This is a genomic window from Lysinibacillus sp. 54212, from assembly GCF_036662795.1.
GTDB lineage: Bacteria > Bacillota > Bacilli > Bacillales_A > Planococcaceae > Lysinibacillus_B.
Genome location: NZ_JBAFWZ010000005.1, coordinates 1 through 25,007, shown reverse-complemented (window position 1 = coordinate 25,007; position 25,007 = coordinate 1). Strand labels below are relative to the sequence as shown.

Here is a 25,007-nt window from a genome sequence, read left to right as displayed (position 1 = left end):
CTAGGCGTTCATCTCAACCCTTTGTACAAAAAAGAAGCTGTCTCAAGTGGGCTATGAGACAACTTCATATATTAGTAAGATCAAATTAAATATTTTAGTCTGCTGGAGAAAGTTAACGCTTACAATGTGTCATCGATAAAACCGATGTTTTTCTTAAACTTTTCTCTTCCTAAAACACCAACATAAAGAGAAAGCAAAATTCCTGTAAACAATAACGAGATTAACTCAAAATAACTAAGTGCATTATTTTGAATAAAATTTGTTATTCCGACCTCTAGACTACCAGGCAATCTGACAATAGGTAAAGCATTCATACAAAAGAAGGTAAAAGTTTGAACTACTGATAAAGCAATTAGTAAGCCTAATGTTGAAAGCTTAACAATGTACTTTCCTTCAACAATTACGCGATATATAAAGTTTGTTAAAAATACAACAATCATGATATGAGCTATAATGCTCGTCATTAAAAGTGGTAAATAATACGGGTTCATCACTTCAGCGAATCCATGTAGCATCACTTGCGGTATTATGCCACCAGCACTAATACTGACGACGACAAAAAATAAAATAAAGACTGAGTAACTTAATGGATTAAGCATTCGACTTAAAATAAAACCTAGCATAAATACTCTTGACATCGTCTTCACCTTCTTTTCTTAAAGTATGATGGAATAGGAAGTAGACTCGGGTATTTTGTCCCTAATACATTCATTCCCACAATTAAAAACACTATTTACCCTTAGAAAAATAAATATATTCTCTTTTAAACGATATTTCTCTAAATTATACATTATTCTCACTGGAAAATTCTATTAAATTTTTTCACTTTAAAAACCCTAAACACAACTTATGCCTCAATAAAATTTAGGTTAAGCAGCTTTATATAGTATATGCATGAGCCACTTTTTTTCTAACCTCCTACCGGCATTTTTTAGGTAGTCATTTTCATCCTTTAGATAAATTACTTAGCAATAACTAAAAATCAGTCTATGTTTCTATTTTTAGCCTATTACGCCCAAGAAATTTCTCTTAAAAAAATGATTGATAGCACGGATTCTATTCTGTATAATCAATCTTGTTTTAAATACTGAAACATTAGGGAGCGTGACAAGAAATTGGGTAAAGCATTGATTATTGGAGCTGGCGGTGTTGCTAGCGTAGTGGTACACAAATGTGTACAAAACTCTGAAGTATTCGAAGAGATTATGATCGCGAGTCGAACAAAATCGAAATGTGATGCTTTAAAAGAAAAATTAGACGGCGGTAAAACAATCATCCATACTGCACAGGTGGATGCGGACAATACGGACGAGCTAATTGAACTAATCAATGGATTTAAACCAGATGTGGTAATTAACGTAGCTTTACCATATCAAGACTTAACTATTATGGATGCATGTTTAGCAACAAAAACGCACTACGTAGATACTGCTAACTACGAGCCGTTAGATACTGCTAAATTCGAATATAAATGGCAATGGGCTTATAAAGAGCGCTTTGAAGAAGCAGGTATTACTGCACTTCTAGGCTCTGGTTTCGACCCAGGTGTAACAGGCGTATTCTCAGCGCATGCACAAAAACACCACTTCGATGAAATTCACTACATCGATATCGTTGATGCAAACGGCGGTGACCACGGTCTTCCGTTCGCAACAAACTTCAACCCAGAAATTAACATCCGTGAAATTACAGCAAACGGTCGTTTCTGGAAAGAAGGCGAGTGGGTTGAAACTGAGCCTTTAGAATATAAAATGGTATATGATTTACCGGAGATTGGTCCTAAGGATTGCTACCTACTTTACCATGAGGAGTTAGAATCTTTAGCGAAAAACATTAAAGGCTTAAAGCAAATTCGCTTCTGGATGACTTTTGGTGAAAAATATTTAACGCACTTACGCGTTTTAGAAAACGTTGGAATGACGTCAATTGAGCCAATCGAATTTGGAGGCAAAATGATTCAACCAATTCAATTCCTAAAAGCTGTTTTACCAGACCCAGCAACTCTAGGTCCACTAACTAAAGGTAAAACAAACATCGGATGTATCGTTCGTGGTATTAAAGATGGCAAGGAAAAAACTTACTATGTTTATAACGTGTGTGACCATCAAGAATGCTACCATGAAGTCGGTTCACAGGCGATTTCTTACACAACTGGTGTACCAGCGATGATTGGTGCAATGCTTGTAATGAATGGCGAATGGCAAAAGCCTGGCGTTTGGAATGTAGAAGATTTCAATCCAGATCCATTCATGGATGGGTTAAATAAATGGGGTCTTCCATGGCAAGAAACTGAAAACCCAGCACTAATCGATTTAGACTTCACTTCAAAAGAGGCGAAATAAAATGAAGCAAATCGATTGGAAAACGGCACCGTCCCCTGCTTTTGTAGTAGACGAGCGCTTATTAAAACGCAACTGGGAAATTTTAAAATCCGTACAGGATCGTACAGGCTGCGATATTTTACTTGCGTTAAAAGGCTTTTCAATGTGGTCAACTTTTTCACTAGCTCGTAATTATCTTGCAGGTATAACGTCTTCTTCCTTATTTGAAGCAAGACTAGGGTTTGAGGAGTTTGGCAAGGAAGTTCATGCCTATGCCCCTGCATATGCAGAGCATGAAATTGATGAATATTTAACGTATGTGGACCATATTGTATTTAACTCATTTGACCAATTGAGCAAATATAAAGAAAAAGTCTTAAATCACGAAAAAAATATCTCAATTGGTTTACGAGTAAACCCTGGATATTCCGAGGTAGAAACGCCTCTTTACGATCCTTGTTATATTAACTCTCGTCTTGGGATTCCGTTCGAGTCGTTTCGTCCCGATGAGCTCCATGGTGTTGAAGGTATTCACTTCCATGCAATGTGTGAACAAGGTGCAGATGTACTAGAGCGCATTTTAGTACACTTTGAGGAAAAATACGGACAGTACTTACACGGAATGAAATGGGTGAACTTCGGTGGAGGTCATCACATTACACGTGAAGACTATGATGTAGAATTATTAGTCCAACTGATCAATCGTATTCAGGATACGTATGATGTAAAGGTTATTTTAGAGCCTGGTGAAGCTTGTGCCTTAAATACTGGATACCTTGTCTCTACTGTACTTGATTTAGTTCAAAATGGTATGGATTTAGCGATCTTAGATACATCAGCCACTTGCCATATGCCTGATACACTTGAGATGCCATATCGACCAATGATTATTGGTTCTGGCATGCCAAATGAAAAGAAATATACGTATCGTTTAGGTGGTATGACATGTCTAGCTGGTGATGTTATTGGTGATTATTCATTCGATGAGCCATTAAAGCCTGGTGACCGATTAGTATTTACCGATATGGCGCACTATACGATGGTGAAAACGCATATGTTCAATGGTGTTAACCTACCGAGCATCTGCTTATACAATGAAGAAGAAGGCATGAAGGTTATTCGTACATTCCAATATGAAGATTACCGTAACCGCCTATCCTAAAAAGAACCTGCTCTCGATTTGAGAGCAGGTTTCTTTATTTATTCGTTTTTTGGGGCAGCCAGTACAACATCCCCATAAAAATTACTACGAGATAGCGCTCCGATATAAAACGCTAGAATATATCCTGTTAAAAATAATGCAGTATTTTCAATGATACTCGTTTTATACATTTCGGAAAATGTATTTAAATTCATTAGTTGCTCTGTTTTTTCACCTACTAATGGCAGGTTTGTATAACAAAAGTAGCTAAAAAATTGGATTACACTAACTGCGATAACAAATGATAATACATTTTTACGTATAATATAGCTTTTCCTATTTACGTACTTCCAAATAAAACGAATCGCCATAAAGCATATCATTAAATTTAGCGAGAAGCTGACGTAGCGAATTGGTACATAATAAGGATTTACTAATTGTGATAAGCTTCCAATGCTTGCACCTGGAAAAACATTTAATATAATCATATAAAAGACAGCAAAATAAAGGATAAACGTGATGAATCCCCAGCGGCTAAATATTATAAAGAGTAATGTTGTAAATCTTTTCATGCTTGCTAGCTTCCTTTCTTACAAGAGAACATCTTAATCACCCTATTATAGCGCTAAATCTAGACGAAAAAAAGTTGCTTAATTATCACCAATGCCTTTTCATTTTGTACGATAGTATATTTTTATTTTTAGTTCAATTTTTCAGGATTTACCCATACAATAAAATGATTTAGCTTCCCGTGAGTATTAGATCTTTCTCTCTTCAATATCTCACAGGATCCATTTAATTCATTGTACGAAGACCAGGAGGGTATGTGTTGATAAGATATTGCAGCCTCGTTCTATTAAGCTTATTATTTTTTATCTTCTTTTCAACAGAAATTTCTGCTATTCAAAATACAGAAGTTAATGTCATTACAAAACAGGTCAAATTAATTATTAATAAAGAGTTGGGACAATGTATTACACTAAATGTAAATGATCTAGTAATTGTTCATTCGCAAGAAAACAATAGACTTAAAGTTACATATAAAACACATACAGGCTACATTTCTAACCAATCCGTAAAAAAAATCATCCCAACGATTAGTTTAATTAGTAGAAAGGAAGATCTAGTAGTTCGAACAGGTAATAGTCCGATAGCAACCCCTGCAGGAAAAATAAACCCCAATTTAATCGTGAATGTTTATGGCACTGCCGCTGGAGGTTGGTCCTTCATAAATTATGGAGATATTTACGGTTATGTACCAACAAGCTCGTTAAAAGCTCCTCAAGCTAAAAAGATGATGGTCAGCCATAGGGACGGCGTGATCGTCAGAGGTACCGCTAGTCATTCTGATAAAAAAATTGGCACGATCTCAAACAAAACGAAAGTAACAGTCTATACGCAAAAGAAGGATTGGAGCTATATAGAAGGAGACAATATAAAAGGCTATGTTGTATCCGAACGTTTAAAGGCACTAGTTGTCACAGGTAATAAAATATATAATAAAGGCATTTCGGGTGTGCCAAAGAAACGTGTAGCCTTAACATTTGATGATGGTCCTCATAAATCAGTAACACCTCAAGTTTTAAAGTTATTAAAGAAATATGATGCAAAAGCAACTTTCTTTATTACAGGAAATAGAGTGCAGGCGAATAAGGATATCCTTAAAGCTATTTATAATGATGGCCATGAAATAGGCAATCATACGTGGGACCATGCTAAATTAACCTCTCTTTCCTCAAAGAGCGTGAAAACACAGATTACGAAAACTAATAATATTATTTACGCTACAATAGGCGAGTATCCTACTGTATTTCGACCAGCCTATGGATCAATCAACAAAACCGTTCAAGCACAACTAAATATGCCAATCATTCTATGGACAATTGATACTCTTGATTGGAAGCATCGGAATGCAAAAAAGACATTGCAATATGTAAAATCACAAGCTACGGATGGCAGTATTATTTTGCTGCACGATATTCATCAAACAACCGCCGATAGTCTAGAAAGCATCCTGCAATACTTAACAAAGGAAGGCTATGAGCTCGTTACGGTCACTGAAATATTACTATAAATAAAACCAGCCGTATTTGTCCAATATGGCTGGTTTTACGTTCTTATTCAGTATTTATTCAGTCCTTTTCTTTAATCGTCTCGGTAAATTCCTTCCGAGCTGCACTTAGCTTTTCAATATAGATCTCAATAGAAGCTATCGAATCCTCATCGAGCGGAATTCTCCCCTGTTCCTCTACTTTTTTCCAGTGCTTTACGTTTTGCTTATAGGCGTAATTTGATAAATTGTAAATATCAACATCTTTTTTTAACCCCGCTAAATACGTTTCCTTAATCTTTTTTTCAACTTCTTCTATAACCGTATCTCTAATTTGCTTTTTTGTTATCTCTTTATGAAAGTCACTAGCTATTGCTGTTAGTCCTACTTTAATATCAAATAAAAATCGTTCATTTTTTACTTTTGCTTTTACATCTACCTTAATATTTTCTACAGTAATTGTAACAGGCGCACCTTCAATATCGTATGTTATCTCTCCTCGTTGTGTTTCCTCCTTCATAAACCGCAAGCCTGTAATTTCTTCTTCTTTAAAAACTTCCTTTAACCCGTCGCTCTCAATGATTGCAATTTCGTTAAAGTGAACTGTCTGCTGCTTTTTCTTTTCTGATGCCCAGTTATTACTTATTTCAACATAAGGTATCGGGATACTATAGCTCGGCTCATTAAGTCCGATGATAAATTTACGAAAATCCACAGGTACAATAAATGATTCTTGATCAAAGGAATTTAATGGCTCCGTTAATTTAGATAGTGTAATGGATTTATTTAGCACAGGTGTTATTAGCATAAATTCTTCTAAATTTTCTTTTGTACCATACACCCATACTTGATATCTTGTTTCTCGGTATCGACTAAAAGAATCCACCACTAAATTCGCTCTGCCATCTTCAAGGGTCGATTCAGACATAACAACAAAAGCCAAATGTCCCCAAAATAAACGCATATCTAGTGAATGATATAAATTAAAAAATGCTTCAGCTATTGTATGACCAGATGCAGTCCCGACTTCAGCTTGAACAACATTTGGGTTAGGCTGCTCACTTTTCGCGACATTGGTAAAATCAATCAGCTGTACATAGATTTTGTATTGATCATCTTCAAAATCTACACCTACTCCATACACATAGTACATTCTTTCTGGTTCCGTAAAATCCCAGCATCCTGCTAAAAGGACTGCACTTAGAATTATCGCCCACCATTTTTTCATTGTGTATCATCACTTCTTGTATCATAATTTTGTTTAAGCATACAGTTCTTTTACAAACGATATAAAGGAAAATTACTCTTCTTTAATCGTTTTTGTAAATTCTTTTCGAGCCGCGCTTAGTTTTTCAATATATACATCAATAGAGGAGATCGAATGTTCATCCAGCGGTACTTGACCATCTTCATGCAACTTTTTCCACTGCTTTACATATTTCTTGTAAGCGTAATTTGATAAATTATACAAATCAATATCTTTTTCAAGTGCGGTTTGATACGTTTCCATTACTCTCTTTTCAACTTCCTTTTTCACTGTCTCTCGTACTTGTTTCTTAGTAATTTCCGAATGAAAATCACTGGCAATAGCATTTAGCTTTATCGTGACATCAAATTTAAACTTTTCGTTTTCTAACTTAGGCTTTACATCCACCTTAATGTTTTCAACTACTACTGTTACAGGCGCTCCATCAATATCATAGGTTAGCTCTCCTCGCTTTGTTTCTTCCTTCATAAATGGTAACCCGTCTATTTCATCCGTTTTAAAAATCGCCTTTAATCCACTAGTGCCAGTGACAGCTACGCCTTCAAATTCAATCGTCTTTTGTTTCGACTTTTCAGAAACCCAATTTTCAGATATTTTGATATATGGAATTGGAATACTATAGTTTGGTTCATTTAATGAAATAATAAATTGACGAAAATTAACTGGTACGAGCAAAGACTCCTGTTTAAAGGAATTAAACGGCTCTGCTAATTTTGATAGCGAAATAGACTTATTTAAGACAGGCGTAGCGAGCATAACCTCCTGTAGATTATCCTTTGTTCCATACATCCAAATTTGATATCTTGTTTCACGGTATCGATTAAAAAGGTTCACTATCGTGTTCGTTCTTCCATCTTCTAAAGCAGACTCTGACAGCATCACAAAAGATAAATGTCCCCAAAAAACTCGCATATCCAATGTATGATACAAATCAAAAATCGCTTCATCTAATGTTTCACCTTTACCCGTTCCTATTTCAGATTGAATCGCCTCTGGATTCGGTTGTTCAGTTTTCGCCACATTTGTAAAATCAATAAGTTGTACATATATTTTATATTCTTCATCTACAAAATCGACACCTACGCCAAATACGTAGTACATTCTTTCAGGCTCATTTACATCCCAACAGCCTGTTAATAGGAGCGAGCATAATAATAGTACTTGCCATTTATACCACTTTCTCATTTCTCATCATCACTTCTTGTATCATCTTTTGTTTTTAGCATACTCGGTCGCTTTTTATATGTTTTCGGTCCTAATCTAAAAAGCGTTTTTCCAATTGATTTAAGATTTAAGTCTGCCGAGATATTAATATAAGGGACGCCAAATACTCTGATATGACTTAAATACATTAACGTAAAATGAAGCGAAACAAAAAATCCAAACAAGCCAAAAAATGCAGTAATTATGACAAAAGCAATTCGAAGTAAGCTAATTGTAGCCATTAAGGATTGATTTACAAGCGTAAAACCAGCAATTGTGGAAATGGCGATAATCACGACCATCGCCGGACTAGTAACACCCGCTCGAATAGCTGCATCTCCAATGATTAACCCGCCTACTACGCTTATTGTTCCACCAATAACAGATGGTAAACGCAAGCCGGCTTCCCTAAATAGCTCAAAGAACAGAAGCATAATTAGCATTTCAAGTGCAGTAGAAAAAGGTAACCCTGTATTCGCCTGAACGATTGTCGCTAATAGCTGAAGCGGAATTTGATTTTGGTGAAATGTTGTTAGTGCGAGCCAAAAAGCAGGAAGCAATAATCCTAGAAATAGACCTAGTAGACGTAGGAAACGTTCAAATGAGCTATAAACGACAGAGGTTTCATTATCCTCTCCCGATTTAAGAAGTAAGAAAAAATTTGTAGGTAAAATCATCGCATACGCTGTACCATCAACAAAAATGATAAGGCGTCCTCTTGATAAAGCTTGTACAACGGTATCTGGACGACCTGTATTATCTGTGCGAGGAAAAGCAAACATACCGTTATTTATATTTTCCATTAATATATTTCCTGAAAATACAACATCATTATTAACCTTTTCAAGTTGCTGCTTTATTTCTGTTAGTATCTTTTTATCAACAATATCGTCAAAATACATAATCGCAATATTAGTCTTTGATCTAGCACCAAGCTGTAATTTTTCTACAATCAATGACTTTGTAGGGAGTCGCTTACGGACAAGAGCAATATTTGTAGCAAGATCCTCAATAAAATTATCTCTTGGTCCACTAATTGCGACCTCAATATTCGTTTCTTCCGGCGTTCTGTTCGGTCTACTTGAAATATTTACTGCTAGCAGCAGTTCTTGTTTAGTGAGATAAATTAAACAATTCCCACTAAATAGGAGAGAAATACAGCTATCGATATCTGTTACCTTCTGCAATTGAGGCAGTGGTAGCATATCTTCAATACTTTGCTTATTCCCTGACTGCTCTTGACCTTGACTCTGCTTTTGTTGCTGTGCCTTATCCTGTACACTCGCTGGCTGACTTTCACTTTGTTGCTGTGCATTGTCTCCCTTCTCATTTTGAAAGGATTCTATTCCCTTTTTCAATTCAGGAATAACAAGCTCATATAATAATCGTTCATCAATCATCGCTTCACATGTCAATATATGCACCGTTTCATTTTGAAAAGCAAAATGCTGAAACGCTACATCAGCAGTTTTTTGAAACGTTTGCTTTAATTCGTTAAATGTAACACTATTTTTATTTTGCATGTTTTACATCCCCCTGCTTACCTCCTTTTTTTCGCCAAGTAAGTACAGCCAGTACAAAGCCAAGCAGTATTATTAAAATACAGGTTGAAATTAAAATATGATAATTATTCATATTTAAAAATACTTGCTCATCTACAAGTAATAAAACTAAACAAAACACGGCAAATACTGGAGCAATATAGGTCCATATTTTTTTGGGTTGCTGCTCAATCCCCCAAAGATCTGTAATCAAAAAAACATAAAATCCTATACGAATAAACGCCCCCGTCATCCATTGATAAACAGATAAGAAATCCATGTGATTGACAAATTGACCTAGTGCCGCCAAACCCCATTCCTCATAAGCTGGATATCGCTGCTTTGAGGCTTCTTCTGGCCCAAACTCAACAATTGCTCCAACTAAGGGACCGATTGTAAGAAATGCAAGAAGCAAGAGCATCACGACAAAATGATTAAACTTAATTTGCTTTTTTACATGATGCTGTATAAAAACAAACATTAAAAGTTCCACAAAGCCGGCTGCCGGAAAAACTGTCGCTAATAAAACCGGCTCCATCCCATGCTCTAGTACCGGTTGAAGTAAACTATAATCCTTAACCCTCATATTAATAAAAGCAACGAGGAAGCCAAAAACAAGTACCCCAAAAAGAACAATGACATTTAGAATAACAATTGTTTGAATTCCCCTTACCGCTAGTGAAATGCAAAGGATAAAATATAGGAAAAATAGGATTAGTATTGGGGTTGTCGGCAAGAAAGTTGTATTAACCCACTGCAGCATTTCGACCATTGTAAACGCACTAAATAATAATAAAAGCAACGTAATTATCACTTTAAAAACGTTTGTTAATTTAGGATTTTTTTGTCCTATGAAAAGTATAAATGGTTGGTCCTTTATCCTTTTAGTGATACTTGCTAGGAGCAGTAACCATGGCATAACTATAGCAGCTGCAATTATTAAACTGATCCATCCATCACGTCTTGCCACTTCTAATATAGGCGGTAAAATTGTCACATGTGTTTTAAGTCCAATAACTGTCATACATAAAAATACAACGTGTAAAATACTTATTTTCACAGATTTGTTCATTATCTCTACCTTACATTTCTTTTCATTAAAGTATTGGCAGCAGAGCAAAAGAATATTCAATACCTCAAAAAATCCATCCACTACTATCTTTATCCTTTAACACTTTAAAGACAAAAATTGTTGTTACATTCTTGAGTTTTGATAAGGTAAGATGCTTGAAGATCAAACGAGGATAAATAAAAATTGGGTATATATTTTTTATTCCTACAGTTACATAAATCATTCAATCAAAAAGGAGATGCTTTGACTTATTAGGTCATATTACTAGATAAAAAATTCTTATAATTTTTTCTAGCATAGGTATATAACTATTCCAACCTATGCTCTTTTTCATATGTTAATAAGGAATTACACTTTATAATAAAAGGAGGATAAAGCATGGTTAATAGATTTTGGAATGGACCATCTGGTAATAGCAATGGATTTGGCATGACACAGGGTGGTTGGGGTACTGCTCCTGGTATGGGTCCTGGTATGGCACCCGGTGGTTGGGGCACGTCACCCGTTCGTTTCCCACCTCAAACGTTCCCTACTAGATACGCACCACCACAAGTTGCACCAAGACAAGAATTTGTTAGAACAAATATCTTCCCAACAGTCGTCCCACATATACAACCTTCCCATACTACAACTGTCAATAGAAGAGTCATTGAAAATCAATTTTACTTCCCACATACAGAATCCGTCGTCAATGAATGCTGCGTAAAAAATACAATGTGCGGTACGCCACATATGCCTTGCAAATGCGGTAGAAGAAGATAGTTAATATAAATAAATAGACCGTCCTTTTACCATATTGGTCTAGGCGGTCTATTCAATCTACTCTTGATACGTAAAATAACAGGATGCATTATTCATTATAGGACTCATAGTTTTCTACATATAGCGCAACATACCCACATGTAGGGCACACCGCTGCAAATGGCTTACTTCTAATACTTCTAAAAAATCCTTTACGCTTTTTCAATATTTCAACGCCATAAACACTTCGCACTTCACAATCCTCTATCATCTGTGATTTACATTGACTACAAGTCTTCACCATCAAGCCCTCCCCTTCCTACAACCAATACGAGTACTTAACAGAAAAAGGTTTTACTTATTATATGCAGCTCCCCCCAATATTGGGCGGAAATCAGGGTTATTTTCATTAGTCTTGATGGATGGTTAGAGAGATTGTGCATAAGCCTCAGCCTATATCGTCTAGGCCGAGGTTTCGATGATGCTCCTTACAATTGCATCCCCATCCACTGCCAATAAGTGAAATAGAACAACATCATGATTACTATATAAAGCGGCATTAAGAACAGACTAATTTTTATAAGTTGTTTTGCGTCGTATGAAATTTCTCCCTCTTCATAAAAAAGCAATAACGCCTTCGAGCTGACAGGGACGGTCACACAATAGTTCATGCCTAGTAAGCTTAAAAATACGACTGTTGTAGGATCAACCCCTATTGTTTCGCTAAATAATAGTAAACTAGGGATAAAAACAATGGCGCGTGTTGTATGTGAGGTAATATATAAATGGCTTGTGACCGTTACAAGTAAGATGATAAAAACAATGAGCCACTCGGGTGCATGAACAAATAACTGTAAAACACTTAGCATCTCTTTTTCAATCCACGCAACGACCCCTGTATCTACTAACACTCTTCCTAGAGCAGTCGCTGCTGCAATAAATATAATTAAATTCCATGATACTGACTTCATGCCTGTTTTCCAATTGAGAATTCCATATCCCGGAAGCATAACAATAACTGCTCCGACCATCGTGACAAACGCTATAGGATAACCATGTATCCCCTCTGTCATCCAACCTACAATTAACATTCCAAGTAATATCAATGTCTTTTTTTCTTCGCTATTCATCTTTTCAGTAAGATCAGCTTGCTCTTCTATTCCTATGTTTTCTATTTGTCTCGTACCATCTTTTGGCCATAACATCCAGTTTATAACAGCATACGAAATAAGCGTGATGACCATTGCAAATGGCACTCCCCAGATGAACCATTGGATATAAGAAATAGATTCACCGACCGTACTTTCTAGCAAACTGACACCAATGAGATGGGAGCCTGCGCCGATTAATGTTGCAGATGTACTCATTAATATAATCACGGGTGCTAGAATAGCAAGCACACTTTTTTCATTCCGTGAAAATTTCTGACCGAGCTGATTGATTATCGGCATCGCCATCGCCGCTCTTCCAGACGTAGATGGAACAAAAAAAGCGGATGTAAATAATACCGAGGTCATGCTCAATAGTATATTATTTTTACTAGTAGTCCTCCGTAAAATAGCAAGGGTTATCCGCCTAGCTAGCCCAGACTGTTTGACAGCCTCACCAATGATAAAAGAACCTATCATTAGCCAAACAACTTCCTCAGATAACGAATGGTATAACAGCTCTGGTTCTGCTGCCTTCATAATGATAATGAAAGCAATGAGCGCCAGCGCGACATATCCGGCTGGAATTTTCGTCGTGACCCATAGGATCATCGCAGATAGGAATGCAAATAACGCTATTTTTGCTGAGTAGTCGAGGTCATTGATCCATAAGATCACGATAATTAATAGAATATGTACACTGATGATTGCTTTTGACTTTCCAGAGAATTGATCCATCCATGTATGCTTTGCCTTTAATTTCTCTATCCTTGTGCTCATTGTGTCAAATACTTTCCTTATAATACATTTTTGCTGCGATGTCTAATCCAATGGAAACCTGCCTAAAAGCGGACTCGGTACTTTCTTCTATCCATAGCGGGGCTTTTTTTATCGCATTTTCTAAGGAAGTTGGTCTTTGAATAATACTGCTAAAAGCATCGATTCCCGCGTCATAGTTAACTGCTGCACCTTTTCCAATCGTACCTGTAATCGCAATAACCGGAACATGATTCTGTTTAGCAATACGTGCTACCTCCGATGGAATTTTACCATTCGGTGTTTGAAAATCTAAACTACCTTCTGCTGTAAATACAATATCTGCTGTTGAAATTTTTTCTTCTATACTAATATAATTCATGATGATATCGAATCTTGGATATAATGTTGCACCTGTAAAGGCGATTAGTCCTGCGCCAAGCCCACCTGACGCTCCACTACCTGGTAATGAACGAACATCAATTCCGATCGCTTCTTGAATGCATTTCGCATAATGCTCTAATCCCTTTGCCAATTGTTCGACCTGCTCTGGCGTTGCTCCTTTTTGTGGACCAAATACATGTGCAACACCTTTTTCCCCACATAAAATATTCGTCCAATTGCAGGCTACTTCTATCGTCACTTCTTTTAGTCTCTGATCTACATTTCTCGTATTAATCGAGGTAGCTTTTATCAGATCCTCTCCACCGGTGACCCTAATAGGCTGACCTTGCTTATCGATAAACTGGACACCTAATGCCTGTGCCATGCCTGCTCCGCCATCGGATGTCCCAGAGTCCCCACAGCCAATTAATATGTTATCAACCTCAGCGTCGAGTGCTGCCTGTATTAGCTCTCCCACCCCGTAGGTAGTTGTTTTCAAAGGGTTTCGTTGATGGTGTGGCACAAGCTTCAAGCCAGCAACTGCTGCCATTTCAATGACTGCTGTTCGTTTACCATGCTCTTCGAAAATTCCAAAAGAGCTTTTAATTTTTTGACCTACCGGACCAGTGACCTCTTTTTCGATTAATGTTCCACGCTTTATATTAACAATAGTCCGCGCAAATCCTTCTCCGCCATCAATCATCGGAATCACGTCTACTTCCATTGAGTGATCAACACGTCTCACGCCTCGTTCCATCGCCAAAGCCACCTCTTCAGCATCCATGCATTCTTTAAAGCCTGACGGTACAATTACAATTTTCATTTCTTTACTCTCCTCTAACTTCTTAATACATCAAATTTACATTAAGAAAATGAGTAGACTCTTAGAGTTATATTAGAAAGAGATTAGAAAAAACTGGTCTCACATCACAAAAAACCCATCATGACATTTCAAAAGTCATCATGGATTTCTATATATTCTTTCAAATGAAATTGTTAAAACTGTACACTAAACCCTTTAAATTTATGAATTCCTGTACCGAATCGAGTAAGTTGATTTTCCCTCAAATACTGAGCTGCAGACTTTACTTCTTCTAAAATTCCAGGTTCAAGCCCTAAAGTGTTATGTGAACCGTAGATCATTGAAATGTTTGGGATTTCTGAAATCCTTTCCAATGAATTAACTAAATCGACAGGGTTTGTTGACGGATAAAAAGCGTAAATAGGGGTTTCATCATATAATAAATCTCCGGTAAACAAATAACCGTTCGTTTCATCCAAAACACAAATATGCCCTGGAGAATGTCCAGGCGTATGATAAATAGTTAATTTACGATTACCTAAATCGATACTATCCCCGTCAATTAATACATATGTTGGTTCACCTTGAAACGGTTGATAGGTTTCTGGATTAAATGTAGCTGGAGTAGGCAGGGTTATATCTCTACTAATTTCTTTTCTTATTTGTTCAATTGATAGTCCCTTTATTCCATGCACTAACCAATCCCGATCTCCCTCATGCACATAAATTCTTTCAAATTCGCCATGACTTCCGATATGATCAGTATGGACATGAGTCGTAATAACATCAATTGGTAAAGTAGTTAAACGGTCCGTGATTCTCTTTATATTATCTATCCCTAGACCAGTATCAATTAGTGCCGCCTTCTGATTACCCAATAATAAAAAGGAATGTACCTTCTCCCAATGTCCATATTCACTAATTGCGAAAGTATTCGGATCAATCCTCTGTACCGTAAACCACGAATCTTGAAACATAAATTGCCTCCTTTACCGATATCCAAACTCATGCTTTTTTACCACAACTCGAATGCATTATGATTTTTCGCTACAAAATTATTCGATATGAACCCCCTAAGATATTTTTTATACAAAGGAACCTTACCTTTGCCCTCCATTGACCACTAAACTACTTTTGTTAAAGGTCCTTCTTTTGATCGACCTCTGTGCCTAATAAAAAGTATAGTTCACTCAATTATATTTTCTTTCTTTACATATTTACCATCCTCGGAATTAAATATATAGACATTTTCTTTTGTATAAATATAATACATCCTTAATTGTCCCTTTATTTCATTTTCTTTAGTATCATCAATTTCTTCAGCTGTTTCTGACAGTACAATTTCTTTAGCTTCTTTATAAGTAAAATTGGGTAGATGATTAAATACTATAAAACCAATTACAACTAATCCTAATGGATAAGCTATCAACAGAGAATTGGGTATTATTTGTCTGTTCTTTCTGACACTGAAAGCAATAAGAAGTAATACACTAACAAAAAAATTCATTACCCAAACGTTCGAATACTCTACTGCATTTTCATATTCTCTTCCAACAATAAAAATAGCAAACGATAAAAAAACATGACCTATTGCTAATCCTATTAATATCGTTTTCTTCATTCTAGCACCTCGAAAATTTAAATTAGTTTACAAAGACTCTCGAGACAAAACAGTAATAGCTTTTTAAAATATTTAACTATTTAAGCGACCCTCTTTTTCGGAAAAAATTATACAAGGAAATGTGATCGCAAACTCAATAAATAGGACATTATCCTAACTCCGCTTTTATGTACATACAAAAAAAGGACATCCCGATGTGGACATTTGTATACATTACAATTAACATATTATGTAATCACTAAAAATACAAGGGGGGATTGTCATTCAATTTTTTAAAATAATCAGTCTCATTGCTCTAATTGTAGTAGCATTTTTTGGTGGATATATGACTGGAAATGTAAACTCTACTGAGGCTTCACGGGAAATTAGAATTGGCTATGATAACTTAGAAAATGTAGGTCAAATTGATATTAAAAAAATTATAACAGACACCGAAGATCAAGATATAGTTGATAACATTATGATGATTTATCTCAACAAGGAGAAAATTTCTAATCCAAATGTAGAGTATCCTGATGTTCATATTTCGGTACTTAGTCCGAGGATGTCTTCTGGCTTAATTGATTCCAGATTGTGGTTTACGGATGAAGGTGCCATAATTGGTATGCGTTCTGGGGAAAGCTGGGACCGAGTCGATTATTTCAAAATCAATAAAAATGATGCCGATTACATTAAAAAGCAAATTCATTATGAAGCAGAGTAAATCCTTACTTAAACTAACCGCGGCTTTAGTTGAAGAAGGATTTATTAAAGCATAGATGCTTTGCGATATAATACCAAATTCAACAAAAGAAAAAAGCGCCTCAAATCCTCGATAACGAAGGATTTGAAGCGTTTTTAATTAGTTCAAACTGTGACGTCTCAGGAGACGCACTCTTCAATAGTAATCACATGAATATTACCAAATTCTATTTATCTTTAGCCCAACGCTTATTATCAGTTAGCGTATAATTTACTTATTAACCATAATGTTCATTAGTTGATGAACTATTTGATTTTTTACTAGCATCAAGCTTTCTTGAAATGTTGTAACATAATAACCCGGAAATGAAAGAAATAAGAAAGGGAACGATTGCTAATCCAGGCATAATAATTGTCCAAAACAATAAATATGCACTAATAGCAAATATAAACCAGCTAACTATAAGTAATATGCTTGATGCAAACTCTTTAATGATCGACAAAATATCCGCCTCCATTTGGGATTAACCATTCTTGTTCAAAATCCCTATACAGCTCGTTCAATAATACCTAGTATCCGCGTAATTGCTCTAGAAAAATAGTTTTTTAGCTCTAAAGCATCGCCAATTTTATGTAATACAGGTTGATGAATAACTTCTCCCCAAGTATTACCTCCAGGTAGAATTACAAGATCTTCACGATTAAAGTACACTCATCAACTGAAAAATCAGGTTTTATACTCAGGTCCCCCGTAGATGTTATAGTTTTTACATTCTCTCCTACTGTAATTACTTTTAACCTTTCTAAATCCTTTTTGAAGTATCTACCTGAGTTGAGTTCAGCAATTAAATATCCATATCCTCAATCTGACATTGTGCTAAAGACATAAAGATATACTTTATTTGTATTCATCTACTAGTACTCCAATCATCATTTATATAGTTTATTCTTATTCATCAAAACTCTTCCTCTACGAAAGAACGTATATTCCTATAAATAAAGTATACCTTAAAAATACAATAATATAATGATTAGTGATAAACACTAAATTTTTATAATATTTTTCATTTGATTGCACTTATCCTCAATTAAAGATTAATAATTCTATATGTTAGTGATTAGTACTTGTACTTAGCCCATCGTATTACAGACAATATTCGTATTCAAACAAAACTAAACAACCAGTCCCCGGTGAATTACCGTCGACTGGTTGTTACTTACTGTCTCCAAAATAACATTCAATGCCTGATTATCGATACAGGCTCTTTTTTATTGGATATTTGCATACCCATTATTGCTATTAAGCGAAAAGAAAGAGGAAGTAAGCTGGACTGTTATCTACCACACCTACTTCTGTTTGAATAACTTACCTTTATGCATTAACAGTCTTTTTTTCGGCAGTCTTGCAACGGCTTCTGCACTGCAGCTGGCATCTACAAATACAAAACTAGCATCATCCCCAACCATAGGCCACACTTGTTCACCTTCACCATTCAATGGTGTTACTCCTTGGGTGATTAGGCATAAACTTTCGCGTAACGAGCGTTCGCTTGATTTCCCTGTATAGTCGCAAAAATTATGCACTTTTTCCAAAACATCTCCAGGAACAAAAGGACTCCAAGAATCAAAAAAACCGTCACAACCTAATGCAACTTGAACGCCTTCCCCTCTCAAAATATCAATAGGAATGAGCTGAGAGTTAATAGAAATAGGGATCGTAGACATAATCTCTACATTATGCTCTGCTAATTTTTTGGCAAATCGCTTTTGCATATGAGGCGTCAAATTACTTAAACCAAATGCATGACTAAAAGCAGTAGTTCCCTTATAGTCTTGTTCTTTCACCATGTCCAACCATTTATCCATTGTATAGAAACCTACTTGTCCTCTATCATGGAGATGCATGTCGACATCCACATTGTACTCTTTAGCTATATCCATTGTAACTTGCAGTGATTTTTCGATGTCTTTATCAATGCCTGCGGGGTCAAGTCCTCCTAAGATGGTTGCACCAGATTCCAATGCTTGTCTTAATAAGTCAGGCATTTCTTCATGAGGGAGTAAGCCATGCTGAGGAAACGCAACAATTTCATATGTTAAATATTGCTGGTAAGCTTTCAATGCTTTTTTAACGCCTTCTAAATTTCTCAATCTAATGAATGGGTCGATATTTACATGTGTTCGAATATGATTGACACCATTACGCAAGTGCAGTTCAATCATGGCAGATGCTCTTTGTTCCACTGTTTCAGCAAGTTCCTCTAACTCAGCTGCTTCAAGAGCTAATCTCTCGGATAAGCTTTTCACAGGACGACAAGCTCTCCATCCTAATGAAAGATAGGTCTTATCCAAATGATTATGCATTTCTTTGAATGCAGGAAGTGCTAATTTTCCTTCCATATCAATGGCATCTGTTTCCGAGATATCTTCAGTTGCGGGAATAATCGTCTGAATGACACCTTCTTTTGCAACTCTAATATGAAATAAATCGGTTCTTGTTTGAATGCTGCCATCCTCATATGTTGTTTCACCAATTTCTAGTCGAACGTTCCGTAGCCATGTACTCATCGGAACTCCCCCTTTAGCTCTATCTCTTCTTCATGGATTATGTTCCCTTTTGAAATCACTGTCGATATAGGACATTGTCTGGCAATCAGATGCGCAGAACTTACTGCATCGACGAGTAGCGCATTAGCTGCATCTCCAACTTTTGGCCACTGTTGCTCGCCATCCTCATTTAATGGTGTGATTCCGCCTGTAGCATATTTCAAGGATCTTCCAATATGCCACTCATCAATGTAGCTAAAACGTTGTACAAACCTATTTAATTTATGGATCGTATCGCCACTTCCAAAAGGAGACCAGTGATCCATCAGGCTATCATGCCCAAAAGAAACTTTTACGCCCCGGTCAACCATATATTTCACAGGAATTGTAATCGAACCTGCACCAATTGGAACCGTTGTTGTCACCCTAACATGGTTTGCAGCTACCCGATCTATTAGATTGTCTAAGGACTGTTGTGGTAAATCTGCAAATGCGAATGCGTGACTAAGGGTTACTTCCTTATTGAATGATCTTAGTTCGATTTCATTCAAAATTTGATGGATTTCAAATTCCCCTAAGGTGTTTTGCTCATGTAAATGAATGTCAATTCCTACATCGTATTTTTCGGCTAATGCAAAAGTTGTTTTTAACACTTCCCCGCTATTACGATCGACTAAAGCAGGGTCGACCCCTCCGATATGTGTAGCGCCCATTCCTAATGCTTCCTCAAGGATCGTTAAAAATTCTGGACCATTACGTAATACACCATGCTGCGGAAATGCGACGATTTCATACGTGATTCTATCTTGATAACTTTCTAAAACACGCTTCGCTATTTCCATATGCTTTGTCTTAATATGAGGGTCAACATTCACATGTGTGCGAATATGTGTATGTCCATGTTTTATATAATGCTGCACCATTCCATGTGCTCTCTCTTCAGCTACTTCCAGTTGTTGAGGTAATAAAATCGCTTCTTCTTTAAAACGAGTAAAAATTCCCTCTGTAGCTGGAGATGGTGCTTTCCATTCACCACCGAAGTAAGTTTTATCGATATGTGTATGCATTTCTTTAAACGATGGAACGAGTAGTTGCTCTTTGGCATCTACAACAACTGCAGCGCTTGCTTGAATCGTTGGGGCTATTTCAACAAACCTACCATTCTCAATCAAGATATCTACTATTTTCGTTTCTGTAGCTGTGACAAACGATTGATCATAGGAATACCCCGTTTCCAAGCGCACATTCTTTAATAATAATGTCAAAACAATCTCTCCCCTTTATGAATTTCTTTGTTTAAATAATTAAACTCTAGAGCTGTTGAAATTTAAGGAGCCTATGTACAATAACGTAAGTGACGAGGACCCTCTTAATAAACATGGAATACATCAGTTAAATAATAGCTATAACTACGGCAAAGGTATATGCATTTTGGATTCCAAAAATAGGGCCCTCTTCCTCACAAGGGCAACTATAAATATAGTCTAACAGCTTATTAATTATATGATAAAAATTTTGAATAATTATCAGGATGACCTTTTAATATAATGACATATTTTTAATAAGCTCACAGAATGATTATTTCAAAAGTACGGTCACTTATTATAGGGTGGTCTTTATATTATCATAAACATTATTGCCTTCCACACAGTTATTCATTTTTGTTATGATTTATAGGAAATGTAATTGTAGAAGAAACGCTGCACAACATGTAAAAGATTACGAAATTGGACTTCAAACACGTGGGATAGATGTAATTTTTTGAAAAGAGGGATTCTATGAATAAAGATTCAGCAATATTTATATTTAATAGAGATTGTGCTTCTATCAGATTTAGTATCGTAGCAGAAGAGTGGCCAATAGATAAATTTATAAAAGAAATAGGAATAACGCCAACCGAATCCTATAAGAAAGGAGATGCTTATAGTCGTGGAGTCAGAAAATTGAGCAGATTTGAAACTGTATGGAGCTTACATACTGGTGACGTTTTTTTACGTTATGAAGAAGATGAGGATAAAAAAATTTTTGATTCTATAATTGTCCCTTTACAACCCAAAATTAATGTAATCAATGAATATCGAAAGAAATATAATCTCACTTGTATATTCTTCGTCCATTACAACTTTTATGATGCCCAAACACCTGGAATGCGAATAGATCCTAGTGTCATTGCTTTTGCAAATAGCATTGGTGCCATAATAGATGTGTATATTGATAATGAAACATTATTAGATAATCAAAAAAAATATTAAAATTATATGCAAAAAGCCTGCTACCATTGTAATAATGATAACAGGCTTTTCTTTGGCCCTTCAAACTTATTCTATCTGAAGCTGATTACGTTCAAGGATGACATATAATAATATAGGTATACCAATAGTTCACTCTTGTAATGCTTACCTTTTGCTTACCATGTTCTTAGACCACACGTTAAATACAATAGGTTGGAAAAGAAAGGTAAATTACGGTAGCATTAAATTTAGTTCAATAACAAAAAGAAAATACATAATAATTAGAATTTTACATTTACGCAACACTTTGTAAAACGATATATTAAGCTTGACCTTGTTTACATTTTGATTACCTAATTTAAATTTTATATGTTATTTAATGCGATACTCGATATTCTCTATACAACATAAAAAAACGCTTGAAACCTTGTATTAATAAGGTTTCAAGCGTTTTTCTTTTTGGTTTTATAACAACCAACGATTTGTAAATTACGTCCCAGGAGGGATTCGAACCCCCGACCGACGGCTTAGAAGGCTGTGGAAAATATTATATACACTTATTTGAATTAATATAATCACATAAATACAGTGATTATAATCTTAGTTTGTAAAAGACTAACTATTATATTTATGTTTATTTATATATTCATATCTGAATTTGGGCACTTTTTGGGCACTTTTCTTTCTATATGAAAAATATCAATGACAACTGTCTTCGCAATAGGTAATATTTAACTAGAAAGGGGATATTATATATGAAGAAACTAATTTTTAGTGCTGCACTAGTATTAAGTTTAGGATTGGCCGGATGTGGTGGAGATACTACAAAAGATAAACCAAAGGAAAATAAAACAGAAGCTACTGATAGTAATAATAATTCGGATTTTGTTAGTGATGCTAGCTTACCTAACGACCTACGTGTTACAGAGTATATCAATAAAGTACTTGGAGAGAAAACAAATACTGATGAAACTCGCGTCGTAAGTGTCACAAATGACGCTGAAGGTCTAACAGTATTATTAAATATTGACGAAAATTTAAGTATGAAGCTTATACGTACATCTATGCTGTCAGATGCTCGTGGCCTATTCAATGAAATTTCTCAATACGAGAATTTAAGTGTAGTGACTATAGGGTATATTGATCAGTACAAATTAGACAATAAAACAAATGATGTGCGTGTCATGAGTATTAAATTTGATGCAGACAAAATAAAATCCATTGATTGGGATAAATATCTAAATGACAACTTTGAAAAAGATGCTAAATCTTATTTTATTCACCCAGATTTCAAAGAAGATTAATTGAAACGTTATTATAGAAAAAAATCACTCATTTTTTAGATGAGTGATTTTCTTTTTATTGTTACTTCTTTTCGATAATTCTACCACTACCGGTCCACTCATACTCACCTTCCGCACTCATAAGATCTTTTAACCTTTGTAATTGTTTAATTACAGCATCTATACTTTCGACCTTATTAAAAATAAACGTTACAGGAGCATCGTCAATTTCCATCTTATTTTTATCACCAAAAAATTCTTCTCCTATTGGTCTAGGTTCTATTTCTGTAAATTGAATAGCACCCGAACTTCTATCACTCAGACACCCTACCTGAGCTGAAATATCTCCTGTTCCAAATACAACTTGAACACTTTTATTTATTATTGGCACTAAAACTTCCCCTTTATTTTTCACTATTTCTTCAGTTTACAAGTGAGTTAGCCTCTTTTGTCTGTAAATATATAACTCCGTTTGGACTGACGTACATAACCACATTTTCATTACTTTCTTTTAAGATATGATCTAACATATATGTAATTTCCCATTCTTGAATAAAGTCACAACCTTTACTGTTGGATATACTGGCGCGATTAGTTTTATCATTCTTGCTATGAATAATTCTAGATTCTCCACATTCATAAATCTTTATTATTTCATCCGATGGTGACGTACTTAATACAGCCTGTACTACATCTGGTCTTAATTTCGTTATATCTCTAAATGTTCGTTGTTTCGAACCTGTATAATTAAATAGCACTGTTTAAACACTCCTTAAAATTAGAACATTCGTTTGCAATTATTATAGAACAAGTGTTTGTGTTTTTGCAATAAAAAATAGCCGCCTACATTTTACATTGTGGACGGCTTTAGTATTTACTCATCGTATCCTCTTTTCACTATCAATGACTTTGATTTTTTAGGTACTCCATAACCATCGGAATGGTTATACTCGCATCGCTTAATTCTAAGTACTTTCGTTCTGCTTCCGCTAAATCGGAGCATTCAAAACTTTTTATGACTTCTAGTTTGTCTAAATCAATGTCAATCATTTCATCATCTTCCGCCCTGAAGTATAGTACTTTTACAACTAATTCATGACGATCTATCGATACTACAGCGTATTCTGGAATTTCACTTAAGCTAAAAAATACGTTAACTTCAATGCGTTTAGTATTATTTGTTAGCATGTTATCACCTCCTCCTTTACGACATAATTCGATACAAGGGAGCGAATACCTTCTCAATGTTCCAAACTCGAAATTTGGAACATTTAGTAGAATGATTACTGCTATAACAGCGTTTTCGGATTGTAAGTTACTGTAAAAATTTAATTTAAACCCGATAAGATTCAAAAAGGGGGATGCACGTGGGTATTATTCGTTTTGGTGATTTAATAAAAAAGTATAGGGATGAGAATAAAATAACTCAAAGTGAGTTTAGTAAATTAATTGATAAGAAACAAGCAACCGTTTCAAATTACGAAAATGGGGTCCACTTCCCAGATGATGCAGAAGAAATAAAAATTATTTCAAAAATCATTAAGGTTCCTATCGATATAGTTATTGATTCCATTCTCTATACAAGAGATGGCTGTGTTGTTCAACATGAAACGATTATAGAATTGGATAAAATAGAATTACAAAGTCGTTATAAATTTACTTTCAACAATAAAGAAGTAACAAGTGAAGAATTAGGAAAAATGCTAGATATATTACAGTTTGAACGCTTTAAAAGTAACCAAAAAATAAATAATGAATAAACGCAAAAAGCCCGCTACCAACGAAGGTATCGGGCTTCAAATTAATTAATATTTGATTTTCGGTCGATATAAGCAAAGCCGTAACTGATTAACTCGCTATCACTATACTTGTCCACATTTTCATGTTTACTAGTGAATAATTTTTCCTCTACGCCTTTTTTAATCATGTTTCGTGCTGCTTTACGACCTGTTTCATTCAGTAATTGTGTAACTTTTGGTTCCTCCTTTTTAACTGGGTTTTTCAAATTATTTAAAGAGACTTGCACACGCTGCTTAAATGACTCCCAGCGACCTTCAGACAAGATTCGATGGGGACAGTATTTCCCCGACCAATCTTGATGCTTTTTCACGCGATCAATTCCCCATCCGTGCTGATAGAGTAATTTAGCAATATATTGTACTGCGTTTTCTTCAGCTTTTTCATATCGCTCGCCACCACTTTTGCTGTAGCATATCTC

The 25,007-nt window shown here is 35.5% G+C and carries 26 protein-coding genes and 1 pseudogene; 8 read left to right on the top strand and 19 right to left on the bottom strand.

The window, feature by feature from the left end; genetic code table 11:
* Nucleotides 1–119: 119 nt before the first annotated feature.
* Nucleotides 120–638, bottom strand: coding sequence for a hypothetical protein (locus V4T18_RS04780; protein ID WP_332647076.1), 519 nt, complete (start codon nt 636–638; stop codon nt 120–122).
* Between the two features lie 477 nt (nt 639–1,115).
* Here V4T18_RS04780 and V4T18_RS04775 point away from each other — a divergent pair, with 477 nt between their 5' ends.
* Entirely contained in the window at nt 1,116–2,342 is a 1,227-nt protein-coding gene (locus V4T18_RS04775) for a saccharopine dehydrogenase family protein (protein WP_332647074.1), read from the top strand.
* Nucleotide 2,343: 1 nt separating this feature from the next.
* Nucleotides 2,344–3,483, top strand: a complete 1,140-nt coding sequence (gene nspC, locus V4T18_RS04770) for a carboxynorspermidine decarboxylase (protein WP_332647072.1) — start codon at nt 2,344–2,346, stop codon at nt 3,481–3,483.
* A gap of 38 nt (nt 3,484–3,521) precedes the next feature.
* Here nspC and V4T18_RS04765 read toward each other — a convergent pair whose 3' ends face one another.
* Nucleotides 3,522–4,034 (bottom strand): hypothetical protein, encoded by a 513-nt coding sequence (locus tag V4T18_RS04765; RefSeq protein ID WP_332647071.1) that lies wholly within the window; start codon nt 4,032–4,034, stop codon nt 3,522–3,524.
* A 257-nt stretch (nt 4,035–4,291) separates the two neighbouring features.
* On the opposite strand from V4T18_RS04765, the gene V4T18_RS04760 reads away from it, so the two are divergent.
* Nucleotides 4,292–5,536 (top strand): polysaccharide deacetylase family protein, encoded by a 1,245-nt coding sequence (locus V4T18_RS04760; protein ID WP_332647068.1) that lies wholly within the window; start codon nt 4,292–4,294, stop codon nt 5,534–5,536.
* Between the two features lie 58 nt (nt 5,537–5,594).
* Here the strand turns inward: V4T18_RS04760 and V4T18_RS04755 are convergent, their stop codons facing one another.
* From V4T18_RS04755 to V4T18_RS04740, 4 genes are all read right to left on the bottom strand, one after another.
* Entirely contained in the window at nt 5,595–6,740 is a 1,146-nt protein-coding gene (locus V4T18_RS04755; RefSeq protein WP_332647066.1) for a Ger(x)C family spore germination protein, read from the bottom strand.
* A gap of 72 nt (nt 6,741–6,812) precedes the next feature.
* Nucleotides 6,813–7,964 carry a Ger(x)C family spore germination protein gene (locus tag V4T18_RS04750; RefSeq protein WP_332647065.1) on the bottom strand — a complete coding sequence of 384 codons (1,152 nt, stop codon included), beginning with the start codon at nt 7,962–7,964 and terminating at the stop codon, nt 6,813–6,815.
* Nucleotides 7,961–9,505 (bottom strand): spore germination protein, encoded by a 1,545-nt coding sequence (locus tag V4T18_RS04745; RefSeq protein WP_332647063.1) that lies wholly within the window; start codon nt 9,503–9,505, stop codon nt 7,961–7,963. Before V4T18_RS04745 ends, V4T18_RS04750 begins: the two co-directional genes overlap by 4 nt.
* Nucleotides 9,495–10,595: an endospore germination permease gene (locus V4T18_RS04740; RefSeq protein ID WP_332647060.1), complete on the bottom strand. Its 1,101-nt coding sequence runs from the start codon at nt 10,593–10,595 to the stop codon at nt 9,495–9,497. The genes V4T18_RS04745 and V4T18_RS04740 overlap by 11 nt, the downstream gene beginning before the upstream one ends.
* 378 nt (nt 10,596–10,973) lie before the next feature.
* Between V4T18_RS04740 and V4T18_RS04735 the strand changes: the two genes are divergently transcribed.
* Nucleotides 10,974–11,357: a CotD family spore coat protein gene (locus V4T18_RS04735; protein ID WP_442916900.1), complete on the top strand. Its 384-nt coding sequence runs from the start codon at nt 10,974–10,976 to the stop codon at nt 11,355–11,357.
* Nucleotides 11,358–11,445: 88 nt separating this feature from the next.
* On the opposite strand, the gene V4T18_RS04730 is transcribed toward V4T18_RS04735, so the two are convergent.
* The 5 genes from V4T18_RS04730 to V4T18_RS04710 all read right to left on the bottom strand — a co-directional run bounded on the left by V4T18_RS04730 (nt 11,446) and on the right by V4T18_RS04710 (nt 16,047).
* The gene (locus tag V4T18_RS04730) at nt 11,446–11,637 is read right to left on the bottom strand and encodes a nucleic acid-binding protein (RefSeq protein ID WP_332647058.1); all 192 of its coding nucleotides are present in this window, start codon (nt 11,635–11,637) and stop codon (nt 11,446–11,448) included.
* A 187-nt stretch (nt 11,638–11,824) separates the two neighbouring features.
* Nucleotides 11,825–13,264: an SLC13 family permease gene (locus tag V4T18_RS04725; protein WP_332647056.1), complete on the bottom strand. Its 1,440-nt coding sequence runs from the start codon at nt 13,262–13,264 to the stop codon at nt 11,825–11,827.
* 4 nt (nt 13,265–13,268) lie between these two features.
* Nucleotides 13,269–14,447: a glycerate kinase family protein gene (locus tag V4T18_RS04720; protein WP_332647053.1), complete on the bottom strand. Its 1,179-nt coding sequence runs from the start codon at nt 14,445–14,447 to the stop codon at nt 13,269–13,271.
* A 173-nt stretch (nt 14,448–14,620) separates the two neighbouring features.
* On the bottom strand, nt 14,621–15,403 hold the full coding sequence (locus V4T18_RS04715; RefSeq protein ID WP_332647051.1) for an MBL fold metallo-hydrolase: 783 nt from the start codon (nt 15,401–15,403) through the stop codon (nt 14,621–14,623).
* Nucleotides 15,404–15,612: 209 nt separating this feature from the next.
* Nucleotides 15,613–16,047 (bottom strand): hypothetical protein, encoded by a 435-nt coding sequence (locus V4T18_RS04710; protein WP_332647050.1) that lies wholly within the window; start codon nt 16,045–16,047, stop codon nt 15,613–15,615.
* A 325-nt stretch (nt 16,048–16,372) separates the two neighbouring features.
* Between V4T18_RS04710 and V4T18_RS04705 the strand changes: the two genes are divergently transcribed.
* Nucleotides 16,373–16,750 (top strand): hypothetical protein, encoded by a 378-nt coding sequence (locus V4T18_RS04705; protein WP_332647049.1) that lies wholly within the window; start codon nt 16,373–16,375, stop codon nt 16,748–16,750.
* A gap of 256 nt (nt 16,751–17,006) precedes the next feature.
* Here the strand turns inward: V4T18_RS04705 and V4T18_RS04700 are convergent, their stop codons facing one another.
* From V4T18_RS04700 to V4T18_RS04685, 4 genes and pseudogenes are all read right to left on the bottom strand, one after another.
* Nucleotides 17,007–17,231 carry a hypothetical protein gene (locus V4T18_RS04700; protein WP_332647047.1) on the bottom strand — a complete coding sequence of 75 codons (225 nt, stop codon included), beginning with the start codon at nt 17,229–17,231 and terminating at the stop codon, nt 17,007–17,009.
* A 104-nt stretch (nt 17,232–17,335) separates the two neighbouring features.
* Nucleotides 17,336–17,574 (bottom strand): annotated as a pseudogene (locus tag V4T18_RS04695) (DJ-1/PfpI family protein); the annotation flags it as partial.
* Between the two features lie 501 nt (nt 17,575–18,075).
* Nucleotides 18,076–19,296 (bottom strand): amidohydrolase, encoded by a 1,221-nt coding sequence (locus V4T18_RS04690; protein ID WP_332647044.1) that lies wholly within the window; start codon nt 19,294–19,296, stop codon nt 18,076–18,078.
* On the bottom strand, nt 19,293–20,540 hold the full coding sequence (locus tag V4T18_RS04685; RefSeq protein ID WP_332647042.1) for an amidohydrolase: 1,248 nt from the start codon (nt 20,538–20,540) through the stop codon (nt 19,293–19,295). Before V4T18_RS04685 ends, V4T18_RS04690 begins: the two co-directional genes overlap by 4 nt.
* Before the next feature lie 513 nt (nt 20,541–21,053).
* On the opposite strand from V4T18_RS04685, the gene V4T18_RS04680 reads away from it, so the two are divergent.
* Together V4T18_RS04680 and V4T18_RS04675 are read left to right on the top strand one after the other, a co-directional pair.
* A complete protein-coding gene (locus tag V4T18_RS04680; RefSeq protein ID WP_332647039.1) occupies nt 21,054–21,527 on the top strand; it encodes a DUF4279 domain-containing protein in 474 nt (157 codons plus the stop codon).
* Nucleotides 21,528–22,261: 734 nt separating this feature from the next.
* Nucleotides 22,262–22,810, top strand: coding sequence for a hypothetical protein (locus V4T18_RS04675; RefSeq protein ID WP_332647037.1), 549 nt, complete (start codon nt 22,262–22,264; stop codon nt 22,808–22,810).
* A gap of 61 nt (nt 22,811–22,871) precedes the next feature.
* On the opposite strand, the gene V4T18_RS04670 is transcribed toward V4T18_RS04675, so the two are convergent.
* The 3 genes from V4T18_RS04670 to V4T18_RS04660 form a co-directional block, all read right to left on the bottom strand.
* Nucleotides 22,872–23,204, bottom strand: a complete 333-nt coding sequence (locus tag V4T18_RS04670) for a hypothetical protein (RefSeq protein WP_332647034.1) — start codon at nt 23,202–23,204, stop codon at nt 22,872–22,874.
* Between the two features lie 7 nt (nt 23,205–23,211).
* Entirely contained in the window at nt 23,212–23,547 is a 336-nt protein-coding gene (locus tag V4T18_RS04665; protein ID WP_332647031.1) for a DUF1827 family protein, read from the bottom strand.
* A 142-nt stretch (nt 23,548–23,689) separates the two neighbouring features.
* Nucleotides 23,690–23,977 (bottom strand): hypothetical protein, encoded by a 288-nt coding sequence (locus V4T18_RS04660; protein WP_332647029.1) that lies wholly within the window; start codon nt 23,975–23,977, stop codon nt 23,690–23,692.
* Between the two features lie 179 nt (nt 23,978–24,156).
* Between V4T18_RS04660 and V4T18_RS04655 the strand changes: the two genes are divergently transcribed.
* Complete coding sequence (locus V4T18_RS04655) at nt 24,157–24,549, top strand: helix-turn-helix domain-containing protein (protein WP_332647027.1); 393 nt, start codon at nt 24,157–24,159, stop codon at nt 24,547–24,549.
* A 41-nt stretch (nt 24,550–24,590) separates the two neighbouring features.
* Here V4T18_RS04655 and V4T18_RS04650 read toward each other — a convergent pair.
* Nucleotides 24,591–25,007: peptidoglycan recognition protein family protein (locus V4T18_RS04650; RefSeq protein WP_442916899.1), on the bottom strand; the 417-nt coding region annotated here is incomplete at its 5' end.

What these genes read in the sequence shown, in the direction of transcription:
- V4T18_RS04780 (WP_332647076.1), bottom strand. Translation starts at nt 638, where the DNA reads ATGTCAAGAGTATTTATGCTAGGTTTTATTTTAAGTCGAATGCTTAAT.
- V4T18_RS04740 (WP_332647060.1), bottom strand. Translation starts at nt 10,595, where the DNA reads ATGAACAAATCTGTGAAAATAAGTATTTTACACGTTGTATTTTTATGT.
- V4T18_RS04680 (WP_332647039.1), top strand. Translation starts at nt 21,054, where the DNA reads ATGAATAAAGATTCAGCAATATTTATATTTAATAGAGATTGTGCTTCT.
- V4T18_RS04690 (WP_332647044.1), bottom strand. Translation starts at nt 19,296, where the DNA reads ATGAGTACATGGCTACGGAACGTTCGACTAGAAATTGGTGAAACAACA.
- V4T18_RS04705 (WP_332647049.1), top strand. Translation starts at nt 16,373, where the DNA reads ATGACTGGAAATGTAAACTCTACTGAGGCTTCACGGGAAATTAGAATT.
- V4T18_RS04755 (WP_332647066.1), bottom strand. Translation starts at nt 6,740, where the DNA reads ATGAAAAAATGGTGGGCGATAATTCTAAGTGCAGTCCTTTTAGCAGGA.
- V4T18_RS04720 (WP_332647053.1), bottom strand. Translation starts at nt 14,447, where the DNA reads ATGAAAATTGTAATTGTACCGTCAGGCTTTAAAGAATGCATGGATGCT.
- V4T18_RS04725 (WP_332647056.1), bottom strand. Translation starts at nt 13,264, where the DNA reads ATGAGCACAAGGATAGAGAAATTAAAGGCAAAGCATACATGGATGGAT.
- V4T18_RS04750 (WP_332647065.1), bottom strand. Translation starts at nt 7,964, where the DNA reads ATGAGAAAGTGGTATAAATGGCAAGTACTATTATTATGCTCGCTCCTA.
- V4T18_RS04735 (WP_442916900.1), top strand. Translation starts at nt 10,974, where the DNA reads ATGGTTAATAGATTTTGGAATGGACCATCTGGTAATAGCAATGGATTT.
- nspC (WP_332647072.1), top strand. Translation starts at nt 2,344, where the DNA reads ATGAAGCAAATCGATTGGAAAACGGCACCGTCCCCTGCTTTTGTAGTA.
- V4T18_RS04675 (WP_332647037.1), top strand. Translation starts at nt 22,262, where the DNA reads ATGAAGAAACTAATTTTTAGTGCTGCACTAGTATTAAGTTTAGGATTG.
- V4T18_RS04710 (WP_332647050.1), bottom strand. Translation starts at nt 16,047, where the DNA reads ATGAAGAAAACGATATTAATAGGATTAGCAATAGGTCATGTTTTTTTA.
- V4T18_RS04660 (WP_332647029.1), bottom strand. Translation starts at nt 23,977, where the DNA reads ATGCTAACAAATAATACTAAACGCATTGAAGTTAACGTATTTTTTAGC.
- V4T18_RS04715 (WP_332647051.1), bottom strand. Translation starts at nt 15,403, where the DNA reads ATGTTTCAAGATTCGTGGTTTACGGTACAGAGGATTGATCCGAATACT.
- V4T18_RS04745 (WP_332647063.1), bottom strand. Translation starts at nt 9,505, where the DNA reads ATGCAAAATAAAAATAGTGTTACATTTAACGAATTAAAGCAAACGTTT.
- V4T18_RS04765 (WP_332647071.1), bottom strand. Translation starts at nt 4,034, where the DNA reads ATGAAAAGATTTACAACATTACTCTTTATAATATTTAGCCGCTGGGGA.